Origin of the sequence: Paenibacillus sp. D2_2 (genome assembly GCF_031199965.1) — a bacterium.
GTDB lineage: Bacteria > Bacillota > Bacilli > Paenibacillales > Paenibacillaceae > Fontibacillus.
In genome coordinates this window covers 5,147,236-5,165,541 of sequence record NZ_CP133605.1, presented here as the reverse complement: position 1 = coordinate 5,165,541, position 18,306 = coordinate 5,147,236, and the positions used below count along the sequence as shown (strand labels likewise).

Sequence of the window (18,306 nt, the reverse complement as noted above, 5' to 3'; positions counted from 1 at the left end):
AAGTTCTTCCGGTGTGTAGGGATTTTTTTGAGATGATAGCTAAGGAGGAACTGGGGTGTCGTCACCAACCCGCAAACGAAGGCTTAATGAATATTTTCCGGTAAACGGGCCGATTCGTCATACAATCGATACGGTCATGATTATTTTGGGTTCATTTATTACGGCTCTGGCCTTCAATCTATTTCTATTACCAAGCAATATCGCATCTGGTGGGGTTTCCGGCATCTCGGTTATTGTCCAATCGGTGTTCGGCATTGAGCCAGCATATACACAATGGGCTCTCAATATTCCTTTATTTATAGCAGGCTACCTGGTGCTGGGGCGCAACTATGCCATCCGCTCCTTGCTAGGTACTATTGTACTGCCACTATTCGTCTTCTTGACAAAGGATTGGTCTGTTCCAACGACGGATCCGTTGTTAGCTTCTTTGTATGGCGGTATTGGTGTCGGACTCGGGCTTGGAATTGTCTTCCGAGGTCGCGCATCGACAGGGGACTGTCAACGCTCGCCCAGATTATCCAGAAGCTAACCCGGTTGAACTTATCGGTCTGTGTCGTGATGATGGACGGTATGGTTATATTAATAGCTATGTTTGTTCTGTCTCCTGAGAAGGCGCTTTACGCTCTCATCGGACTTTATATTACTGGTAAGATCATCGACATGATTGAGCTCGGCTTCAATTATACGAAGGTGGCATACATTATTGCTGACAAGACGGATGAAATATCCGAGGCGGTGCTGAAGCATTTGGACCGCGGCTTAACCAAACTGGATGCCCACGGCGGATATACTGGGGAGGAGCGCACGGTGCTCATGGTCGTCGTTGGTCAGAGTGAGATAACTAGACTCAAGATGTTGGTGCAGTCGCTTGACCCGACTGCTTTCGTGATTATTACAAATGCTCATGAAGTTCTAGGAGAAGGCTTCAAGAGGGTTGAGGGGTTATAGTACAGTCTCCGAATTCGTCTAAAGAATTTTATAAGCACACTCTTTCTGGTGAAGACCAGAGGGTGTGTTTTTTTGTTGCTCAATTCTCCTTCTATCGATTTCTAGAGAAGCCAAAATTAAAATAATTAATGGTTGTATTTATATAAGTCAGACCGTATAATAATACATATTAATTACGGATTTATACATTTGATTGTATATAAGCAAGGGAGAGGAAGAGGGGGACAGAGAGTGGATACTGTAAAAGTAAAGGTTGCAATCGTTGGTTCCACGGGCTACGGCGGCGTGGAGCTGATTCGTTTTTTAATGGGACATCCGCATGTAGAGATTGTATCGGTGATTTCATCCTCCAGCGCAGGCGAACCGATTACGGATGGTTTCCCGCATTTGTCAGAGTTAATGGTACAGGATTTGGATGGAGTTGATCCACAGGAGATTGCCGAGAAAGCGGACGTCGTGTTCACAGCAACACCTTCAGGAGTCAGCAGCAAGCTGGTGCCACAGCTTCTTGAAGTGGGGCTACGCGTTATTGACCTTTCAGGTGATTTCCGGATTAAGGATAGAACTTCGTATGAAACATGGTATAAGCATGAGGCGGCGGATCAGAAGTGGCTGGATAAGGCAATTTACGGACTATGTGAAATTAACGGGGATCTGGTGATCGGATCAAGCTTCATCTCCAACCCTGGCTGCTATTCTACCACGACACTCCTTGGGCTGATTCCTGCTCTTGACGCAGGTTGGATTGATCCGACAAGCATTATTATCGATGCCAAGTCAGGCGTATCTGGTGCAGGACGGGGAACAAGTCTGATGACTCATTACGCGGAAATGAATGAAAATATGAAAGTATATAAATTAAATAAACATCAGCACATTCCAGAAATAGAGCAAGAGCTAACGCTCGCTGCCGGAACTCCGGTGACGGTGACCTTCACGACGCATTTGGTGCCGATGACGAGAGGAATTATGAGCACGATGTATGCGAAATTGCAGGGCGATTATACAGAAGAAGGACTTGTATCGTTATACCGCGAATTTTATGCTGGGAGACCGTTTGTACGGATTCGTGAAGCGGGTAAATGGCAGGCGACGAAGGAAGTATTCGGCTCGAACTATTGCGATATCGGATTTTCTGTGGATGAGCGGACCGGAAGAGTCACGATTGTTGCTGTGACAGATAATGTTGTCAAAGGTGCTGCCGGTCAGGCGATACAGAATTTGAATCTGATGATGGGCTGGGACGAGACGACCGGACTTAAGCTGAGTCCTGTGTATCCATAATCGGATTCGAACAGCGAATAGAGATATGGTAGACGAAATTAATAGATTCATAAGATAAACAGGATTTAGGAAATGGAGAGGATCGTCATGGGAGTGGTTAGTTTGTTTCAGATTGTTCCGGAAGGCTCGATAACTTCGCCGAAGGGATTCCAGGCCGGCGGGCTACATTGCGGCTTGAAGAAGACATCGCGCAACGATCTCGGCGCGATATATTGTGAGGTGCCGGCGACGGCGGCGGCGGTCTACACGACCAATGTGTTCCAGGCTGCACCACTGAAGGTGACGCGGGAATCTATCGCGTTAAATAACGGGCAGCTACGGGCTGTGGTCGTGAACAGCGGCAACGCCAACGCATGCACTGGCCGCCAGGGCGAGGCCGACGCATATGCGATGCGCGCGGCAGCTGCGGACGCTTTTGGCCTCGCTGCAAGCGAGGTGGCCGTTGCTTCCACTGGCGTCATCGGCGAATTGCTGCCGATGGACCGCGTAGCCCGCGGGATCGCGGGCCTGCCAGCAGCGCTGGCGGTAGGCGAAGTAGGTGCTGACCAATTTGCCCAAGCGATCCTGACGACAGACCTGGTTAAGAAGGAATCCTGTGTAACGCTTACCGTGGACGGCCATGAAGTGACGATCGGTGGAGCGGCCAAGGGCTCGGGGATGATTCACCCGAATATGGCTACGATGCTTGGATTCGTAACAACGGATGCTGCGATTTCTCCGCAGGCATTGCAAAGCCTGCTAGGGGAGACGACGAATGTAACGTTTAATATGATTACAGTAGATGGCGATACGAGTACGAATGATATGCTGATTGCTATGGCCAGCGGCCTTGCCAGGCAATACGGAGTTGACACCAGGGCATCCCGATTGGGATAGTTTCGCGGCTGCTTTCCGCCATGTATGCCAGACGTTGGCCCAGGCGATTGCCCGCGACGGCGAAGGGGCAACGCGTCTCGTTGAGGTGACAGTGAACGGAGCGGTCACGGATCTGTCGGCCCGTGCAATTGCCAAGACAGTGATCGGTTCCAGCCTTGTGAAGTCGGCGGTATTTGGTGCCGATGCGAACTGGGGTCGGATCATTGCGGCGGTAGGGCGAGCCGGCGAGCCGGTAAATCCAGACACCGTTGATATCCAGCTCGGCAACATCCCCGTATTGTCCGGCTCGCAGCCGGTGGCTTTTGACGAAGCGGAGGCCCTCTCCTATTTGCAGGGAGATACGGTCGTGATTCATGTTGAGCTTCATAATGGCCCAGGCAAAGCGACGGCTTGGGGCTGCGACCTAACTTATGACTATGTACGAATCAACGCGGCATACCGCACTTAGTAATATATTTCTATTAGTGAGTGTTCAAAAAGGTCGATTTTCAGCACCGAGAAGGTTGGATGAAGCTAGGGACTGAGGAGCGGAGCGTACGTAGTTGGTACGTGAGCACCGGAAGGCCCGGCTGAATTCAAGATTCGATGTCGAATAAGCATTCAGTGTTTACTTCGTGATCAAAATCGGACTTTTTGAACTACCTCTATCAATCTATCAGAAGGAGGATCATACATGGAGACAGCTTTAGAGGGGAACGAGCTCTTGATGAATCAGGAATGGGAGAAAGGCACGTTTGTGATGAAGTGCGGCGGCAGCACGCTTGAGGAATTGCCGGATTCTTTCTACAGCGATTTGGCAAAGCTGCAGGCCGAAGGCGTACAGCCTGTTATCGTTCATGGCGGTGGTCCGGCGATCTCAGACAATTTGAATAAGCTAGGGATCGAGACTCACTTTGTGAATGGGCTCCGCTATACTTCCGAGGAAGTGCTAGATGTGGTGGAGATGGTGCTTGCCGGAAGCATTAACAAGAAGGTAGTCCGTCGCATCGGTCAATCGGGTGGCAAAGCGCTCGGGATGTCGGGAGTCGACGGTGGATTGATTATTGCCAAACCGGTGCAAGCCGCTGCAGAAGTTGGCCTGGTCGGCGATGTGACCGATGTGAACGCGGAATTGATCGAAGGTGTTCTGCAACTTGGATATATTCCCGTGATTGCACCGGTCGGCGTAGGAACGGATGGCAGTCGCTATAACATTAATGCCGATACAGCAGCTGGGGCCGTCGCTTCGGTACTGGGCGTGAAGCAGATGATCGTTGTTACGGATGTTCCGGGTATTCTTAAGAGCACAGCCGGAGAGAAGCGTGTGCTTGAGACAGTAACCGTACAACAGATTGAAGATATGATTCTGACCGGAGAAATCTACGGCGGTATGATCCCGAAGGTGCGGGCGGCGATTGCCTGCATTCAGGGGAAGGTAGACGAGGTTGTTATTGTGGACGGTAGCGAGCCGGGAATTCTGGGCCGGGTATTATCCGGTGAGAAGATCGGTACCCGGATCGTACGCATGGGCTAATAAAGATATCAATATTAAATAATAGGAGTTGAAAAACATGGCACAAAGCGCACTTTTCCCGTCTTATTCGCGTTATCCGATTAATTTGGTCAAAGGGCATGGTAGTTGGTTATGGGATGATCAAGGCAATCGTTATCTCGATTTCATGAGCGGTCTTGCGGTGACTAATCTTGGGCATGCTCCAGAGAAGGTAAAACAGAAAGTGAAGGAGCAGCTCGACGAGCTGTGGCATGTCTCGAATCTGTTTCAGATTCCGCAGCAGGAGCAGGCGGCGCGATTGTTGACCGAGGTCAGCTGTGCGGATGCCGTGTTCTTTTGTAATAGTGGGGCTGAAGCGAATGAGGCGGCGATCAAGCTGGCCCGTCGTTATCATCAGAAAATCAAGGGTGTGGACCGCTATGAAGTGATTACGTTCGAGCAGTCTTTCCACGGACGTACGCTGGCAACCTTAACGGCGACTGGGCAGCAGAAGGTGAAGGATGGCTTCCTTCCGCTTCCAGCAGGCTTCAAGACGGTTCCTCTGTACGATATGGATGCGCTGCAAGCGGCGATTGGCCCACATACGGCAGCGATTATGATTGAGATGATTCAGGCTGAAGGTGGAGTCTATCCGGTAGAACCTGAATTCGTACAGGGTCTCTCCACGCTCTGCAAGGAGCAAGGACTACTGCTAATTATTGATGAGGTGCAGACAGGAATGGGACGCACCGGTTCCTGGTTCGCTCATCAGCAATACGACATCGAGCCGGACATCTTCACCGCAGCCAAAGGGATCGCCAGCGGACTACCAGCAGGAGCGATGCTTGCCAAGGAATATTTGCGCGAAGCATTCTCTCCAGGGAGCCACGCTTCTACCTTCGGTGGCAATCCGGTAGCGGCAGCCTCGGTCATTGCAACACTAGAGACCATGAAGGAAGAGAATACGCCGCAGAAGGCGGCGGAGGCCGGAAGATATCTAGTTGAACGCTTGAAAGAGGTGTTCGACGGACAGTCTTTTGTGAAGGATATTCGTGGCATGGGCCTTTTGATTGGGATTGAGTGCGCAGAACCAGTCGCTGAGCTTGTTACCGCAGGCCAGAAGAATAAGCTGCTATTTGTAACCGCGGGTCCTAACATCATTCGGCTTCTGCCGAACCTACACGTGAGCCGTGAGGAGATCGATCAGGCTGTGGACACACTGGCAGCAATCATTGCAACACATACGAGCAAGGAGGAAGCAAAACTATGAGCCTAATTCAACCATTGACGGACAAAACTTTTAATTTGCACGGCCGTGATTTTTTGGAAATGGATGATTACTCCACCGAGGAGATTCAATATTTGATCGATTTGGCCATTGAGCTGAAGCGCAAGCAGAAGAACGGAGAAGTATATGAGCCGCTGAAGGGAAAAACGGTCGGTCTGATTTTTGAGAAATCTTCGACCCGGACACGTGTATCCTTTGAAGTGGGGACGTATCAACTGGGGGGACATGCGCTGTTCCTTAGCAAGAATGATATCCAGTTGGGTCGTGGTGAGACGATTGCCGATACAGCTGGGGTAATGTCCCGTTATTTGGATGGGATTATGATTCGGACCTTCGGGCATGACAAGGTGGTTGACTTAGCCAAGTATTCTTCAATTCCAGTCATCAATGGACTAAGCGATCTGGCGCATCCTTGCCAGGTGCTGGCGGATTATCAGACGATCTATGAGCACAAGGGCAAGCTGCAAGGCATCAAGCTCGCTTATGTCGGTGATGGCAACAATATGGCGCATTCCCTGATGATTGGCGGAGCGAAATTGGGCGTTCATGTTAGTGTAGCAAGTCCAGAAGGCTATGCACCTGATGCCGCGGTGGTACAGCAAGCGCAAGAGTTCGCCAAGGCTACGGGTGCGATCATTGAAGTGGTTCATGATCCGAAGGCTGCGGTTCAGGATGCCGATGTGATCTACTCGGACGTCTGGGCAAGCATGGGTTTTGAGGAAGAACAGAAGCTGCGCGAGATCGCCTTCAAAGATTATCAGGTCGATGAACAGTTGGCTTCTTATGCTAAGGATGATTATGTATTCATGCATTGTCTGCCTGCTCACCGTGGGGAAGAAGTTAGCGAGGGCGTTATTGACGGCAAGCATTCGATTATTTTTGATCAAGCTGAGAACCGTCTGCATGCGCAAAAAGCGCTAATGGCAGCATTAATGGGATAAATATAAATCCTATATAAGTTGAACTCAAAAAAGCAGGGGACATGCAAAAGGGTGAAATGATTCTGGAGAAGCGTAGCGTTCGCCTTTGTGAACGGATTTCTACCTTGTTGGATTCTATTAAATCAAGAAATCCGCGAACAACAGCGATCGGAAGAACATTTCACCCGTTGCCGTCTTCCTCACAGTTATTACTTCAACTTATATAGTACAAGAGAGGAAGAGAAACTATGGCGAAGCAGAAGATTGTATTGGCTTATTCTGGAGGGTTGGATACTTCCGTTATATTGAAGTGGTTGAAGGAAACTTATGATGCGGAGATCATCGCGTTTACAGCGGATATCGGTCAAAAGGAGGAACTGGATGGGCTTGAGGCTAAGGCGCTTGCCACCGGTGCTTCCAAAGTATATATCGATGACTTGCAAGATGAGTTCGCGAAGGACTTCATTTATCCGATGTTCCAGTCTGGGGCGTTGTATGAAGGGCAGTATTTGCTTGGTACGAGTATCGCCCGTCCACTGATCGCGAAGCGGATGGTGGAGATTGCTCGTAAAGAGGGAGCAACAGCGATCGCTCACGGAGCGACAGGCAAAGGTAATGACCAGGTTAGATTCGAGATGGCGGCGGCTGCAATTGCACCGGAGATCGCTGTCATTGCACCATGGCGTCTGAACGAGTTCCGCGACCGTTTCCCAGGCCGGGCAGAGATGATCGAATACGCCGAAGCAAATGGTATCCCAGTTACTGCATCGGCTTCGAAGCCATATTCCATGGACCGCAATTTGCTACATATTAGCTATGAGAGCGGTGTGCTGGAGGATCCATGGTTTGATGCGGCAGCACCTGAAAATAAGGATATGTACCTGCTCAGCGTATCGCCGGAGGATGCTCCGGATCAAGCGGAATATGTTGAACTGGATTTCGAGCAAGGTAACTGCATAGCTATTAACGGGGAGCAGCTCAGTCCGCTGGGCATTATGGATAAGCTAAATGAGCTAGGCGGCAAGCATGGCATCGGCCGCGTTGATATGGTAGAGAACCGCTTTGTAGGTATGAAGAGCCGCGGTGTATATGAGACCCCAGGCGGAACGATTCTGTTCACAGCGCACCGCAAGATGGAGTCGCTGACGATGGACCGCGAAGTCATGAATCTGCGCGACAGTCTGATTACCCGCTACAGCACGCTCGTATACAACGGCTTCTGGTTCGCACCGGAGCGTCTCGCGCTGCAGGCATTGGTCACAGAGAGCCAGAAGAATGTAACGGGTACTGTACGCGTGAAGCTGTATAAAGGCAATATCATCGCCGCTGGCGTGAAGAGTCCGGTAAGTCTCTACAATCCGAATATCGCTACAATGGAAGCCGATCCTACCCAGGCTTATGATCAAGGGGATGCCACAGGCTTCATACATCTGAACGCATTGCGTCTGAAGGTAAGCTCTGGAGTAGAGCAGAACAATAAATAAGCAGATTTATGACATAGATTAGAGGATAGGAGTGGGTCAGGTGAGCAAGCTGTGGGGCGGACGTTTTACGAAGCAGACGAACAGGCTGGTTGAACAATATACGGCATCGATCGGCTTTGATAAGCTACTGGCAGAGGAAGATGTGCAGGGAAGTCTGGCACATGTGAGTATGCTGGGTAAATGCGGAATTCTGCCGGAAGAGGATGTCGATAAGATTAAAGAGGGACTTCATACTGTACTTGGCCAAATTCGGCGCGGGGAACTGGAGTATTCTATTGAAAATGAAGACATCCACATGAATATCGAGAAGCAACTTATCGATGAGATCGGTCCTGTAGGCGGTAAGCTGCATACTGGACGCAGTCGCAATGACCAGGTTGCAACGGATATGCATCTATACCTGCGCAAGCGGGTGGTAGAATTCGTAGGTCTGCTGCATGATCTGCAGGAAGCGCTGCTGGAGCAGGCCAAGGCGAATCAGGAGACGATTCTGCCAGGGTATACGCATCTACAGCGAGCTCAGCCGATTCTGTTCGCGCATCATTTAATGGCCTATGTATCAATGTTCCAACGGGACATTGAGCGTCTACAAGATAGCTACCGGCGTATTAATGTGCTTCCTCTTGGTGCGGGAGCGCTAGCGGGGACGACCTTCCCGATCGACCGTCATTATGTCGCCGAGCAGCTCCACTTTGACAGCGTCTATGAGAACAGTCTGGATGCGGTCAGCGACCGCGACTTCATTATCGAGTTCCTGGCCGATGCTTCGATCCTGATGATGCACTTATCGCGTCTGAGCGAGGAACTGGTTCTATGGAGCAGCACGGAGTTCCGCTTCATTGAGCTGGATGACGCATTTTGCACCGGAAGCAGCATTATGCCGCAGAAGAAGAATCCGGATGTACCAGAGCTGGTGCGTGGTAAGACCGGGCGTGTCTACGGCAATCTGATGGGACTGCTTACTGTCCTCAAATCACTGCCATTGGCCTATAACAAGGACATGCAGGAGGACAAGGAAGGCATGTTCGATACGGTAGAGACGTTGCAGGGGGCGCTCAAGCTATTCGCTCCAATGATCGCTACGATGAAGGTGAACAGAGGTCAGATGCGCGATGCGGTCAACAAGGATTTTTCCAACGCGACCGATATTGCCGATTTTCTGGCTAATAAAGGCATGCCTTTCCGCCAAGCACATGAGGTCATCGGAAAGACCGTGCTGTATTGCATTCAAAATAACAAGTTCCTGCTCGATCTGACGTTGGAGGAATTCAAGCAATTCTCTTCCTTGTTCGACGAGAACATCTACGATGTGCTGCAACCTGAGGCGGTAGTCAATGCCCGTAATGTATACGGCGGGACGGCCTCCGAACAAGTAGCGGCAGCGATCGGGCGTGCAGAGACAAAACTCGTGGCAACGGCTGATTGGGTCGTGGAATATACGGAGAAGAGTAAATAGAGCGAATATACGCTGTAGTATTGAACTATTGAACCATCGTGTCCATTTGTGGATGCGGTGGTTTTTTGCGTTATGAAACCTAGTGAATAAATATTATGAAATTATCATGAAAATTTCAGATACATATTAACATTTGCACGAATTTTGTCGAAGAAAGGGATATCCCGCTATATACCCTCAAAAGTCATGTGAAATCACTACATACTAAAGTACAGCATTGAAATACATATTTTTTGGTGGGGATAGTAGGGGAGGTACATCTCTTTTGAGTATACTATCAAATTGTAGGAGGAGCTTTTTTTGAAGGGAATTATCAAACGTTTATATTCTCTAGTAGAAGTCCGTACTATGCGTAACCGATTATTCATATTGTTCGCTGTTATGTTTATCGTGCCAAATGTTCTGATTGCCTATAGCAGCTTTGAGAGTTCCAAGAAGCAGCTTCAGGTGCAAACAGATGAGATTGTGAAGGTCAGTGCAACTGAATTCGAGGATACCTTGGATCGTGTTATTGAGGCTCAGGTCCAGAATTTAGAACAATTGGTGATGGAGATAGACTCGAAGCAGATTGACAGTAAATCACCTGAATTGATACGTCTGATTGAGCTCTTTAAGGAGAAACACCGGGATTGAGGATGTTGTTGTCGGTAACAATAACGGCGCTTGGTTGATGGCACCGAGCTCTGGCAAACAGGATTATGATCCGCGAAAGAGTGATTGGTATAAGGCTGCGATGGAAAATTCCGATCAAATCGTGATTATCGATCCATTTCGTTCGGCAATAACGGGCAAATATACCTTACTCATTAGTCATGCATTGGCCGATGGGCAAGGAGCATTGACGATATCGTTGGATCTAGCAAAAATCAATGAAATGGTTGGAAAAGTAGAATTAGGAAAAGGAAAATTTATTTATATCATTGATCGGACGAATCATGTTGTGGCATCTCCGACACTAGCCATTGGTGATGAGGTTGAAGGGGAGTATGTTAATGAGATCAAGGCGTCTATATCAGGCTTCCTCAACTATACTAGTCCAGTTAGTGGAAAGCCACAGCGGGTGTATTACGTGACCAATTCATGGACGGGATTTAAAGTCGTCGGAGTTATGGAAGAAGATGAGATTAAAAAGGCTGCGATGCCTATATTCTGGAACTCACTGATTGTGTCAGGTGTATCTTTGGTTGTCGGTCTTGGACTGCTGTATTTCGTCGTTCGTGCGATTACGAAGCCGATAGAACGACTGAACATATCCTCGAAAAGGGTCAGCGATGGCTACCTGAACGAGCAGGTCGCTGTTAGCAGCAAGGATGAAGTCGGCCAACTATCGGCTAACTATAACAACATGGTGGGGTCGATACGGGGAATTATTGGCAGCGTGGCCGAAGTCTCCAGTCAACTCGCGGCATCCAGCGAAGAGCTGACAGCAAGCACAGAGCATAACTCCAAAGCGGTAGAACATGTCGTTGACCTCGTTCAGGATGCTTCCACAGGTGCGGAAGCACAGGCGGTCTCTTCAGCAGAGGGAGCAAGGGCGATGGAGGAGATGTCTCAAGGTATATATCGAATCGCCGAAGCATCCAATCATATCGCGAGCTCTTCTTCTCAGACGGAGCAGGACATTCAGATCGGCAATGAGAAAATGGCCATCGTCGCAGCGCAGATGGATGAGATTCACCGTTCCACGGCAGAATCGGCTGAAATGATTCGTCAAATGACCGAGATCAGCTCCCATGTGACAGACATGAGCGCAGCGGTGTCGGACATTTCGGTGAAGACGAACCTGCTGGCTCTGAACGCTGCGATTGAAGCGGCAGAGCGGCGAGGAAGGAAGAGGATTCGCCGTTGTAGCTGGAGAGGTGCGTAAGCTGGCTGAACAATCTAAGCTAACGGTTGAGAAGATTCAGCAGAGCTTAACCATGATGGCTGAATTAACGGAACGAGCTTATGCGAAAATGAGTCAGGATGTGGTTACTAATGTAGAGCTTGGTATGACCGTTACGGGGATGCGCAGACGGCGTTCCAACAAATCGAGCAGTCGACCAAGCAGATTATCGAGCAGATTCAGGATGTATCGGCCATTACAGAACAAATGTCGGCCAGCGCGGATCAGGTAACGGCTTCGGTTGCCCGTATTGCCGATACGTCGGCCAAGAGCCAGGATTCCTTCCAGAGTGTTACGGCAGCGACGGAGCAGCAGCTTGCTTCGATACAGGAGATCGCTTCTGCGGCGGAGGGCTTGGCTAAGATCGCAACCGAAATGAACAGCCAGGTGGAGTATTTTAAATTCGATAAAGAATAAAGTCAGACCTTAAAATCAAGTCTCTAACGTATTTAGTTAATGCGTTGGAGACTTTTTTTGTCCACAGTTTCAAAGGGAGAGTAATGTAGTAATTTTGCCAACTTTACAACGTAACAATGTTATGTTACATTATTTTCGTAGGAAAGGGGTATATGAATGAGCGAGGACTTAATATCTAAAAAAGAACTGCTGGATTTGACCGGAATATCCTATGGGCAGCTATATCGTTGGAAACGAAAAAATTTGATTCCCGAACAGTGGTTCATCCGCAAATCGTCCTTCACGGGGCAGGAGACCTTCTTCCCACGCGACAGGATTATACAGCGGATCGACAGGATTCTGAATATGAAGGATGATCTGTCTCTGGATGCACTGGCAGATGTATTCTCACCAAGTCTGACTGATATCCAATTAACAGCAGGGGAAATCATGGAGCGTAATATTGTTACATCATCTGCCCTGAATTTATATATTGAAACGGTTGATCCTGCGGCGCAGCATATGATATTCGAGTTCGATAAGCTGCTAAGCATTTATGTGCTGGATCGGTGGCTTCAGAGTGGGGATATTGCGTTGGACGAAGGGCGACTTCTGATTCAGGCGATGAATGAGCATCTGCCGCGGATGGCGGGTATGGAATGCGGGATTATTTTGATTCGTAAAATGGGAGTATCGGTTTTTCTTCTCGTCCCTAATGATCAGGAGATTTATATGGATCCTGGGGTGAAGATTGTCGCCCATCTATCGCTGGCACAATGTACTGAAGAACTAAAACTACTTGTAAATAGGAGTGAGGGTTAAGTTCATGGGGAATGAATTCAAGGATCTAAAGATTAATGGAATCGGCCAGGTTGCCGGTGGAGTCTATGGAAAGATTGTAGCTGATGGGCTTGCGACTTTGAACGGCGAAGTTGTCTGCGAGTCACTAACAGCTAACGGTACGTTGAAGGTGAAAGAGTCTGTTGAAGCGGGCAAATTCCGTATGAACGGAACTGGCAATGCATCGGGATCGATTCGCGGTGGTGAACTGCGGGTTGACGGCATGCTGAAAGTGGATGGATCTGTGAAATACGATGAGATGGATATTAACGGGATGCTGACGGCGACCGGAGGAATAACCGGTGAGAACGCCAAGGTCGATGGTGGAATGAAGACGGGGAAAATGCAGAGTTTGAGCGCTTGAAGGTTCACGGTCAGATTCGCGCTGGTGGGATGATTAATGCTGGGGAGTTAGAGATTCTTCTGGAGGGAAGTAGCCAGGCACATGAAATCGGCGGTGAACGAATTGTAGTAAGAAGGAAGCTGGCTTCTCCGCGAAGATTGTTAAGTCTGTTGTCATCCTCTTTGGCAGCGAAGCTGACCGTCGACTCTATTGAAGGCGATATCGTTGAGTTAGAGGAGACGCGGGCTAGAATCGTTCGCGGGAATATGGTGAAGGTAGGACCTGGCTGCGAGATTGAACGGGTTGAATATAAGCAGCACTGTGAGATTGATCCGAAGGCTTCGGTTGGCAGCGCGGAGCAGGTGTAATATGAATAATTCAAAAGGTGGAATGGACATGGCTGTAGGGGATAATGAGCATCGCTCTGATTTGCGGATTATCGGCAACAGCAATTCGAACGGCGGAATATTCGATAATGTTAAGATTCTTGGCGATGCAAAGATTGACGGTGATATTGTTTGCTCCAAATTCAGGGGTACCGGCAACTTGGACGTGGAAGGAAGTCTACGTGCTGAGAGCCTCAAATCGACGGGTGAGATCAGAACGACGGAGGATTTGCAGGGCGGTAGCCTGGCGATAACAGGGAACTTGCGGATTGGTAGAGATCTGTCTGCGGCCAAGACAAATTTCATTGGAGATGTTACGGTTGGCAACCGGATATCCGGCGAGGAGATTCAGATCTTCGGGAATTGTACAGTCCGTCATGACATCCAGGCTGAGTATTTCCGATTGAGGGGAGCACTGCAAGTGAACGGTATGCTCAACGCGGATAAGATCGAAATCGATCTCTATGGCAAGAGCGCAGTCGCCGAGGTTGTGGGTGGAGAGATCAAGATCGAGCCAAGCACCGTTCAGAAATGGGTCTCGTTATTCACATTCAAGGGTCTGCCGCAATTGGAGACCGAAGTGATCGAGGGAGATCGTCTATATCTGGAGAATACGATTGCTAGAGTGGTACGCGGTTCAACTGTAATCATCGGAAAGGGCTGTCAAATCGGTCTGGTGGAGTATCGGGAGAGTTTGAAGCAAGATAAAGATGCCGTGATTGAGGATAGCAGGTACGTTGGGCTATAGGTCGGAATAAAAAAACTTCTTTTGTCTGTAGTTCAGCTTAGTAGTAGCTAAACGGGCAAAAGAAGCCTTTTTTTGTCATTATAGGGGATCCTCTTATTTAGAACTGATATAGCCCTTACGTCCGGCAGCATATCCGAAGACAATGGTCAGTATAGACATTGAAACGATTGTGGCCAGCGGGGCATTCCAGCCGCCGCTAACGTCATGGATGTAGCCGAATAGGGTCGGGCCAACTGCAGCCAGTAAATATCCGATCGATTGGGACATACCTGACATGGCCGCTGCCTGTTCGGATGTATGTGAGCGCAGCGAGAAGAAAGTTATGACCAGACTGAAGGTGGTGCCGCAGCCAAGTCCGATTAACATAATGTATAACGGTGCTAGATGATGCGGCCCGATCCATACACCGCCGAAGCCGAGCAGGAAGAAGGCGGAGGATGCAGCGGTAATCCATCTCTGATCTTGTGATCGCGTAGCAATCAGTGGCATTACGAAGGAGCCGATCATGCTTAGAATTTGCATGAGCGAGAGCATCCAGCCCGCCTTAGCCATATCCATACCTTGTTCATGTAAAATTTCTGGCAACCAGGATACCCCGATGTAGAACATAATGGATTGGAATCCCATATAGATTGTAACGAGCCAAGCAACGGGAGAGCGCCATACTTGAACTGATTTCTGCGCGTCGGTATTTCGAGCAACGTCAGGCTTTACTTTGTTAGCCATACTCGTACGGCGTAATAGAGGCAGCCACGTTAATGCCGTAGCTAAGGCCAGTACGGCCCAGATGGCCAGTGATCCGCGCCAGCCAAGGAAGGTCAGTGAGAGCGGAATACTGATTCCTGAGGCAATCGCTGCCCATAGATTCATGAATGATGAATACAATCCAGTCATCATCCCGATTTGCCGTGGGAAATCACGCTTGATTAAGCCGGGAACGAGGACATTACATATCGCAATAGCAATGCCGGCTAACGCAGTACCCATGAATAGAGGGGCGATACCTGGCACAGAGCGAACTAGAATGCCAACGATCAGGAGCGCAGTGCTAACGAGTAGGGTAAGCTCCATGCCGAAGCGACTTGAGAGCTTCGGCGCGACTAGGGCGAACAGGCCAAAGGCAATCAACGGAAGCGTTGTTAGCATGCCAGCCATCGTATGCGTAAGTCCTGTTGAGGCCTGGATTTGCGTGATGAGCGATCCGACGCCTGTTAATGGCGATCGAAGAGTAGCAGCGGTCAATAGAACCGCTATAAAGAGCAGCGGCGTGGCTGATTTGGTCGCATGTAAGGCTTTAGCCTTGGGATCAGCGGTAACCTCATTGGATTTCATATTTACTGCTAGCCACCTTCCGATTTCTACCGAATATTTAATATTAATTCGGGAGTGAAATGTATGTATTTAAAAAGTTCATTTAACGATAGCACATGAAAACTTTTGCAATCAATAGATAAATTTATACGAAAAGAAAAAACATCTGCTTACTCCTTTTGTGTAATTTTCAACTACAACAAAAGGAGTAAGCAGATGCAGAACCAGTATATTAACTCAAACCTCGAATTTCGCTTCTCACCATTTGTTCGACTTTCAGATACTGATCGCGTGCGATCATGATGGAATGTGTTTTACGCTGCATTTCTGCAGCAATCCGTCTGCTGCGATTTCGGACATTGTCAATCGCCTTCTGAAGCTGACGAATTTGGCTTTGTACGTTAGATTCGCTATAGGCACGCGAGATGTCAGACGCAATCCGGTCCGCATCGCTCATGATCCGCCCTGTTGTAGACACGATATCGTCGTCCATCTGTTTGAACTTCGTCTGTAAATCACTGAGCCGGTCCACGCTGACCGTAATAAGCCCTCCGGATATTCTGGTCATTCCTTTTATGACCTTGCTAGTAAACTGTTTAGTTCCATTATAAATTTGTTTACCCAGGTCCTTCACTTTATCCTTAGACAAGGACACCATTAATTTCATTTTCTCCTTATATTCAATAACCTTCATACTGACTGTATTCTTTAGATCGCTGAATAGATTAGTAACCTTATTAACGAGCTTATCCCAGGAATTCTTGATGCCTTCCACGATTTGTCTATAGGTGGAGACTAGCTTATCACAAAAGCTACTTACCGTCTGGCTCAAGGCCTGGGCAAACCGCGCAATACCTTCATAAGTCTGGACTGCTGCGTCTTTGGCTTTTTTAGCCAGGCTCCTCATATGATCCTTGAGGCTCTCCCAGCCATCCTTTAATTTATCCACAAAAGCAGTGAATGAAGCGTTGATTTTCGAGCCGATTTCCCTCATCTTATCTCGGGCCTGATCCAGCTTGCTTACTAGCCAATTGCCGATCTCGTTTGCTTTCGATACCGAGGCATCAACCCATTTATTGTAGGTAGTACGGGTTAAATCGGCTACATGTTCTATCCCGTCTTTCAGATCATTGACTGCATGGGTAGTCTTCTCTTTAACGACTCCAAACCAGCCTTTGACTGTATCGACAGAACTGTTCCAAGCATTCTTGACAGCGTCGGCTGATTTTTGCGTACCTTCGGCAACCCAATTCCCGAAGTCTTGGACACCTTGGAAAATTTTATTTTTATATTGGTTGATTTTTTCTAGGGCCGCTATACCTGCATTTTTAAGATCCGACATAAAGTTATTGATTATGCCCACCATAGCATCCCATCGGTCTGTGATTTTACTGGCAAATTCAGAAATGCTAGCCGCAATTTCCTTAGCTTTATTTGCAATTTTATCCCCTAAATCTGATACAAAGGCTTGCAGCTTCTCACGGATTATAGGACCCAAGATGGCGAATATTTCTTTCTTTAATTGACTCAGGTAGCTGAAATTGTCTGCATTGATTTTCAAATAACGCAAAAAGTCATCCATGAATTCCTGAGGCATCATAGCCATCCCAATAGTGGCTGCCAGCAGATTTCCAAAATCCTTTCCACCTTGGGTAGCTTTCTCTATAAGATAATCCGCTACATACGGTAGCACAATTTTGATGCTCTCATTAGTCTGTTCCTGGCTAACTATTTGAAATCCTTCGTCTCCGTGTTGCAGTAAAGCCAATAGTCCGTCCATCGCATAACTTCGATCCGGCTCTTTCATATTAGCGTTTAAATAGATCGTTAAGTCGTTAACAAGCCGTGGAATAGCCCCTTGTTCGGCAACATCACGCAAATGTCCGTTTTCATCCAACACGATGCCGGGGCTATGATTCCTTAGGAAATCCTGTTGATACTCGGTATCAATGTAGATGAATTTCCCCGCTACCGGTATTAGCAGACAGTTTACGTAATCATTTTCCGCAGAGATAGAAGTGATTTTATGCGTATTCTTATTTATCAAATCTTGATATTTCTCAATGAATTCTTTCGAGAATCCCTGTCCATCCAGAGATAGGACCCGAGCCACCTTATCAGAAAGAATCCCGACGTATTGAGCCTTGTTGCCTCCCTTAGAATGGCCGGTAACCGTAATGTTGGTATAGGGTAGACTTTCGATATACTTCAAAGCCTGCTTTTGCATATCAGTATCGGATAAATATCCGCCCGTCCCGTTGTCATACCATTCATAGTCTCCGGCAGTACCGCGGAAGACAACCGTAGCATTCTTATCGGAATCAACAAAGGTGGCCATACGGGCACCGACTTCTAGGGATTTCCCTTTCTGATCAACGATGATATTTCCATTTTTATCGTATACGTTTCCGATGTTGCCATGTTTTAGGGTTAAATTCGTCAATTGGGGATCGTTCCTAATGGCTTCTAATACGGTAACCCATTCTTCTCGGGTCATTAGACCAGGGTAGCTGACAATACCATCTTTTACAGTACGGCTTTTGTCCAGTCCGCCTTTCAATAGATCATCTACAATATCTTCAACTTTTTTATTATTTCGATTTGCTACATCATCAAGATATATCAAATTATCTAATAGAATTAACTGACGATCACTTAGTTCAGACACAT

General features: G+C 48.2%; 16 protein-coding genes and 2 pseudogenes. 16 read left to right on the top strand and 2 right to left on the bottom strand.

Annotated features, from left to right (window positions below; genetic code table 11):
* The first annotated feature begins 55 nt into the window (after nt 1-55).
* The 16 genes and pseudogenes from RE628_RS26515 to RE628_RS26440 all read left to right on the top strand — a co-directional run bounded on the left by RE628_RS26515 (nt 56) and on the right by RE628_RS26440 (nt 14,325).
* Nucleotides 56-948, top strand: a pseudogene (locus RE628_RS26515) (YitT family protein).
* 231 nt (nt 949-1,179) lie between these two features.
* Nucleotides 1,180-2,232 (top strand): N-acetyl-gamma-glutamyl-phosphate reductase, encoded by a 1,053-nt coding sequence (argC, locus tag RE628_RS26510; protein ID WP_309156339.1) that lies wholly within the window; start codon nt 1,180-1,182, stop codon nt 2,230-2,232.
* Between the two features lie 87 nt (nt 2,233-2,319).
* A pseudogene (gene argJ, locus RE628_RS26505) lies at nt 2,320-3,556 on the top strand (bifunctional glutamate N-acetyltransferase/amino-acid acetyltransferase ArgJ).
* 225 nt (nt 3,557-3,781) lie between these two features.
* On the top strand, nt 3,782-4,621 hold the full coding sequence (gene argB, locus RE628_RS26500; RefSeq protein ID WP_309156338.1) for an acetylglutamate kinase: 840 nt from the start codon (nt 3,782-3,784) through the stop codon (nt 4,619-4,621).
* Nucleotides 4,622-4,658: 37 nt separating this feature from the next.
* Complete coding sequence (locus tag RE628_RS26495; protein ID WP_309156336.1) at nt 4,659-5,849, top strand: acetylornithine transaminase; 1,191 nt, start codon at nt 4,659-4,661, stop codon at nt 5,847-5,849.
* The gene (argF, locus tag RE628_RS26490) at nt 5,846-6,808 is read left to right on the top strand and encodes an ornithine carbamoyltransferase (protein WP_309156335.1); all 963 of its coding nucleotides are present in this window, start codon (nt 5,846-5,848) and stop codon (nt 6,806-6,808) included. Before RE628_RS26495 ends, argF begins: the two co-directional genes overlap by 4 nt.
* A 227-nt stretch (nt 6,809-7,035) precedes the next feature.
* Nucleotides 7,036-8,271 (top strand): argininosuccinate synthase, encoded by a 1,236-nt coding sequence (locus tag RE628_RS26485; protein ID WP_309156334.1) that lies wholly within the window; start codon nt 7,036-7,038, stop codon nt 8,269-8,271.
* Nucleotides 8,272-8,311: 40 nt separating this feature from the next.
* The gene (argH, locus tag RE628_RS26480; RefSeq protein WP_309156333.1) at nt 8,312-9,727 is read left to right on the top strand and encodes an argininosuccinate lyase; all 1,416 of its coding nucleotides are present in this window, start codon (nt 8,312-8,314) and stop codon (nt 9,725-9,727) included.
* A 300-nt stretch (nt 9,728-10,027) separates the two neighbouring features.
* Complete coding sequence (locus tag RE628_RS26475; RefSeq protein WP_309156332.1) at nt 10,028-10,360, top strand: hypothetical protein; 333 nt, start codon at nt 10,028-10,030, stop codon at nt 10,358-10,360.
* The gene (locus RE628_RS26470) at nt 10,329-11,594 is read left to right on the top strand and encodes a methyl-accepting chemotaxis protein (RefSeq protein ID WP_309156331.1); all 1,266 of its coding nucleotides are present in this window, start codon (nt 10,329-10,331) and stop codon (nt 11,592-11,594) included. Before RE628_RS26475 ends, RE628_RS26470 begins: the two co-directional genes overlap by 32 nt.
* Nucleotides 11,533-11,844, top strand: a complete 312-nt coding sequence (locus RE628_RS26465) for a methyl-accepting chemotaxis protein (protein ID WP_309156330.1) — start codon at nt 11,533-11,535, stop codon at nt 11,842-11,844. The genes RE628_RS26470 and RE628_RS26465 overlap by 62 nt, the downstream gene beginning before the upstream one ends.
* Nucleotides 11,820-12,029 (top strand): hypothetical protein, encoded by a 210-nt coding sequence (locus tag RE628_RS26460; RefSeq protein ID WP_309156329.1) that lies wholly within the window; start codon nt 11,820-11,822, stop codon nt 12,027-12,029. Before RE628_RS26465 ends, RE628_RS26460 begins: the two co-directional genes overlap by 25 nt.
* Nucleotides 12,030-12,185: 156 nt before the next feature.
* On the top strand, nt 12,186-12,830 hold the full coding sequence (locus RE628_RS26455; RefSeq protein ID WP_309156328.1) for a YhbD family protein: 645 nt from the start codon (nt 12,186-12,188) through the stop codon (nt 12,828-12,830).
* 4 nt (nt 12,831-12,834) lie between these two features.
* Nucleotides 12,835-13,212 carry a hypothetical protein gene (locus tag RE628_RS26450; protein ID WP_309156327.1) on the top strand — a complete coding sequence of 126 codons (378 nt, stop codon included), beginning with the start codon at nt 12,835-12,837 and terminating at the stop codon, nt 13,210-13,212.
* The gene (locus RE628_RS26445) at nt 13,209-13,559 is read left to right on the top strand and encodes a hypothetical protein (RefSeq protein WP_309156325.1); all 351 of its coding nucleotides are present in this window, start codon (nt 13,209-13,211) and stop codon (nt 13,557-13,559) included. Before RE628_RS26450 ends, RE628_RS26445 begins: the two co-directional genes overlap by 4 nt.
* Nucleotide 13,560: 1 nt before the next feature.
* Nucleotides 13,561-14,325 carry a hypothetical protein gene (locus RE628_RS26440; RefSeq protein ID WP_309156323.1) on the top strand — a complete coding sequence of 255 codons (765 nt, stop codon included), beginning with the start codon at nt 13,561-13,563 and terminating at the stop codon, nt 14,323-14,325.
* 93 nt (nt 14,326-14,418) lie between these two features.
* Here the strand turns inward: RE628_RS26440 and RE628_RS26435 are convergent, their stop codons facing one another.
* Nucleotides 14,419-15,657, bottom strand: coding sequence for a CynX/NimT family MFS transporter (locus tag RE628_RS26435; RefSeq protein WP_309156321.1), 1,239 nt, complete (start codon nt 15,655-15,657; stop codon nt 14,419-14,421).
* A 211-nt stretch (nt 15,658-15,868) separates the two neighbouring features.
* Nucleotides 15,869-18,304 (bottom strand): Mbeg1-like protein, encoded by a 2,436-nt coding sequence (locus RE628_RS26430; RefSeq protein WP_309156319.1) that lies wholly within the window; start codon nt 18,302-18,304, stop codon nt 15,869-15,871.
* Nucleotides 18,305-18,306: the final 2 nt, after the last annotated feature.

Bases quoted from the DNA above. Each gene is read 5' to 3' on its own strand.
- RE628_RS26495 (WP_309156336.1), top strand. From the start codon at position 4,659: ATGGCACAAAGCGCACTTTTCCCGTCTTATTCGCGTTATCCGATTAAT.
- argB (WP_309156338.1), top strand. From the start codon at position 3,782: ATGGAGACAGCTTTAGAGGGGAACGAGCTCTTGATGAATCAGGAATGG.
- RE628_RS26485 (WP_309156334.1), top strand. From the start codon at position 7,036: ATGGCGAAGCAGAAGATTGTATTGGCTTATTCTGGAGGGTTGGATACT.
- RE628_RS26435 (WP_309156321.1), bottom strand. From the start codon at position 15,657: ATGAAATCCAATGAGGTTACCGCTGATCCCAAGGCTAAAGCCTTACAT.
- RE628_RS26460 (WP_309156329.1), top strand. From the start codon at position 11,820: ATGTCGGCCAGCGCGGATCAGGTAACGGCTTCGGTTGCCCGTATTGCC.
- argF (WP_309156335.1), top strand. From the start codon at position 5,846: ATGAGCCTAATTCAACCATTGACGGACAAAACTTTTAATTTGCACGGC.
- RE628_RS26440 (WP_309156323.1), top strand. From the start codon at position 13,561: ATGAATAATTCAAAAGGTGGAATGGACATGGCTGTAGGGGATAATGAG.
- RE628_RS26450 (WP_309156327.1), top strand. From the start codon at position 12,835: ATGGGGAATGAATTCAAGGATCTAAAGATTAATGGAATCGGCCAGGTT.
- RE628_RS26455 (WP_309156328.1), top strand. From the start codon at position 12,186: ATGAGCGAGGACTTAATATCTAAAAAAGAACTGCTGGATTTGACCGGA.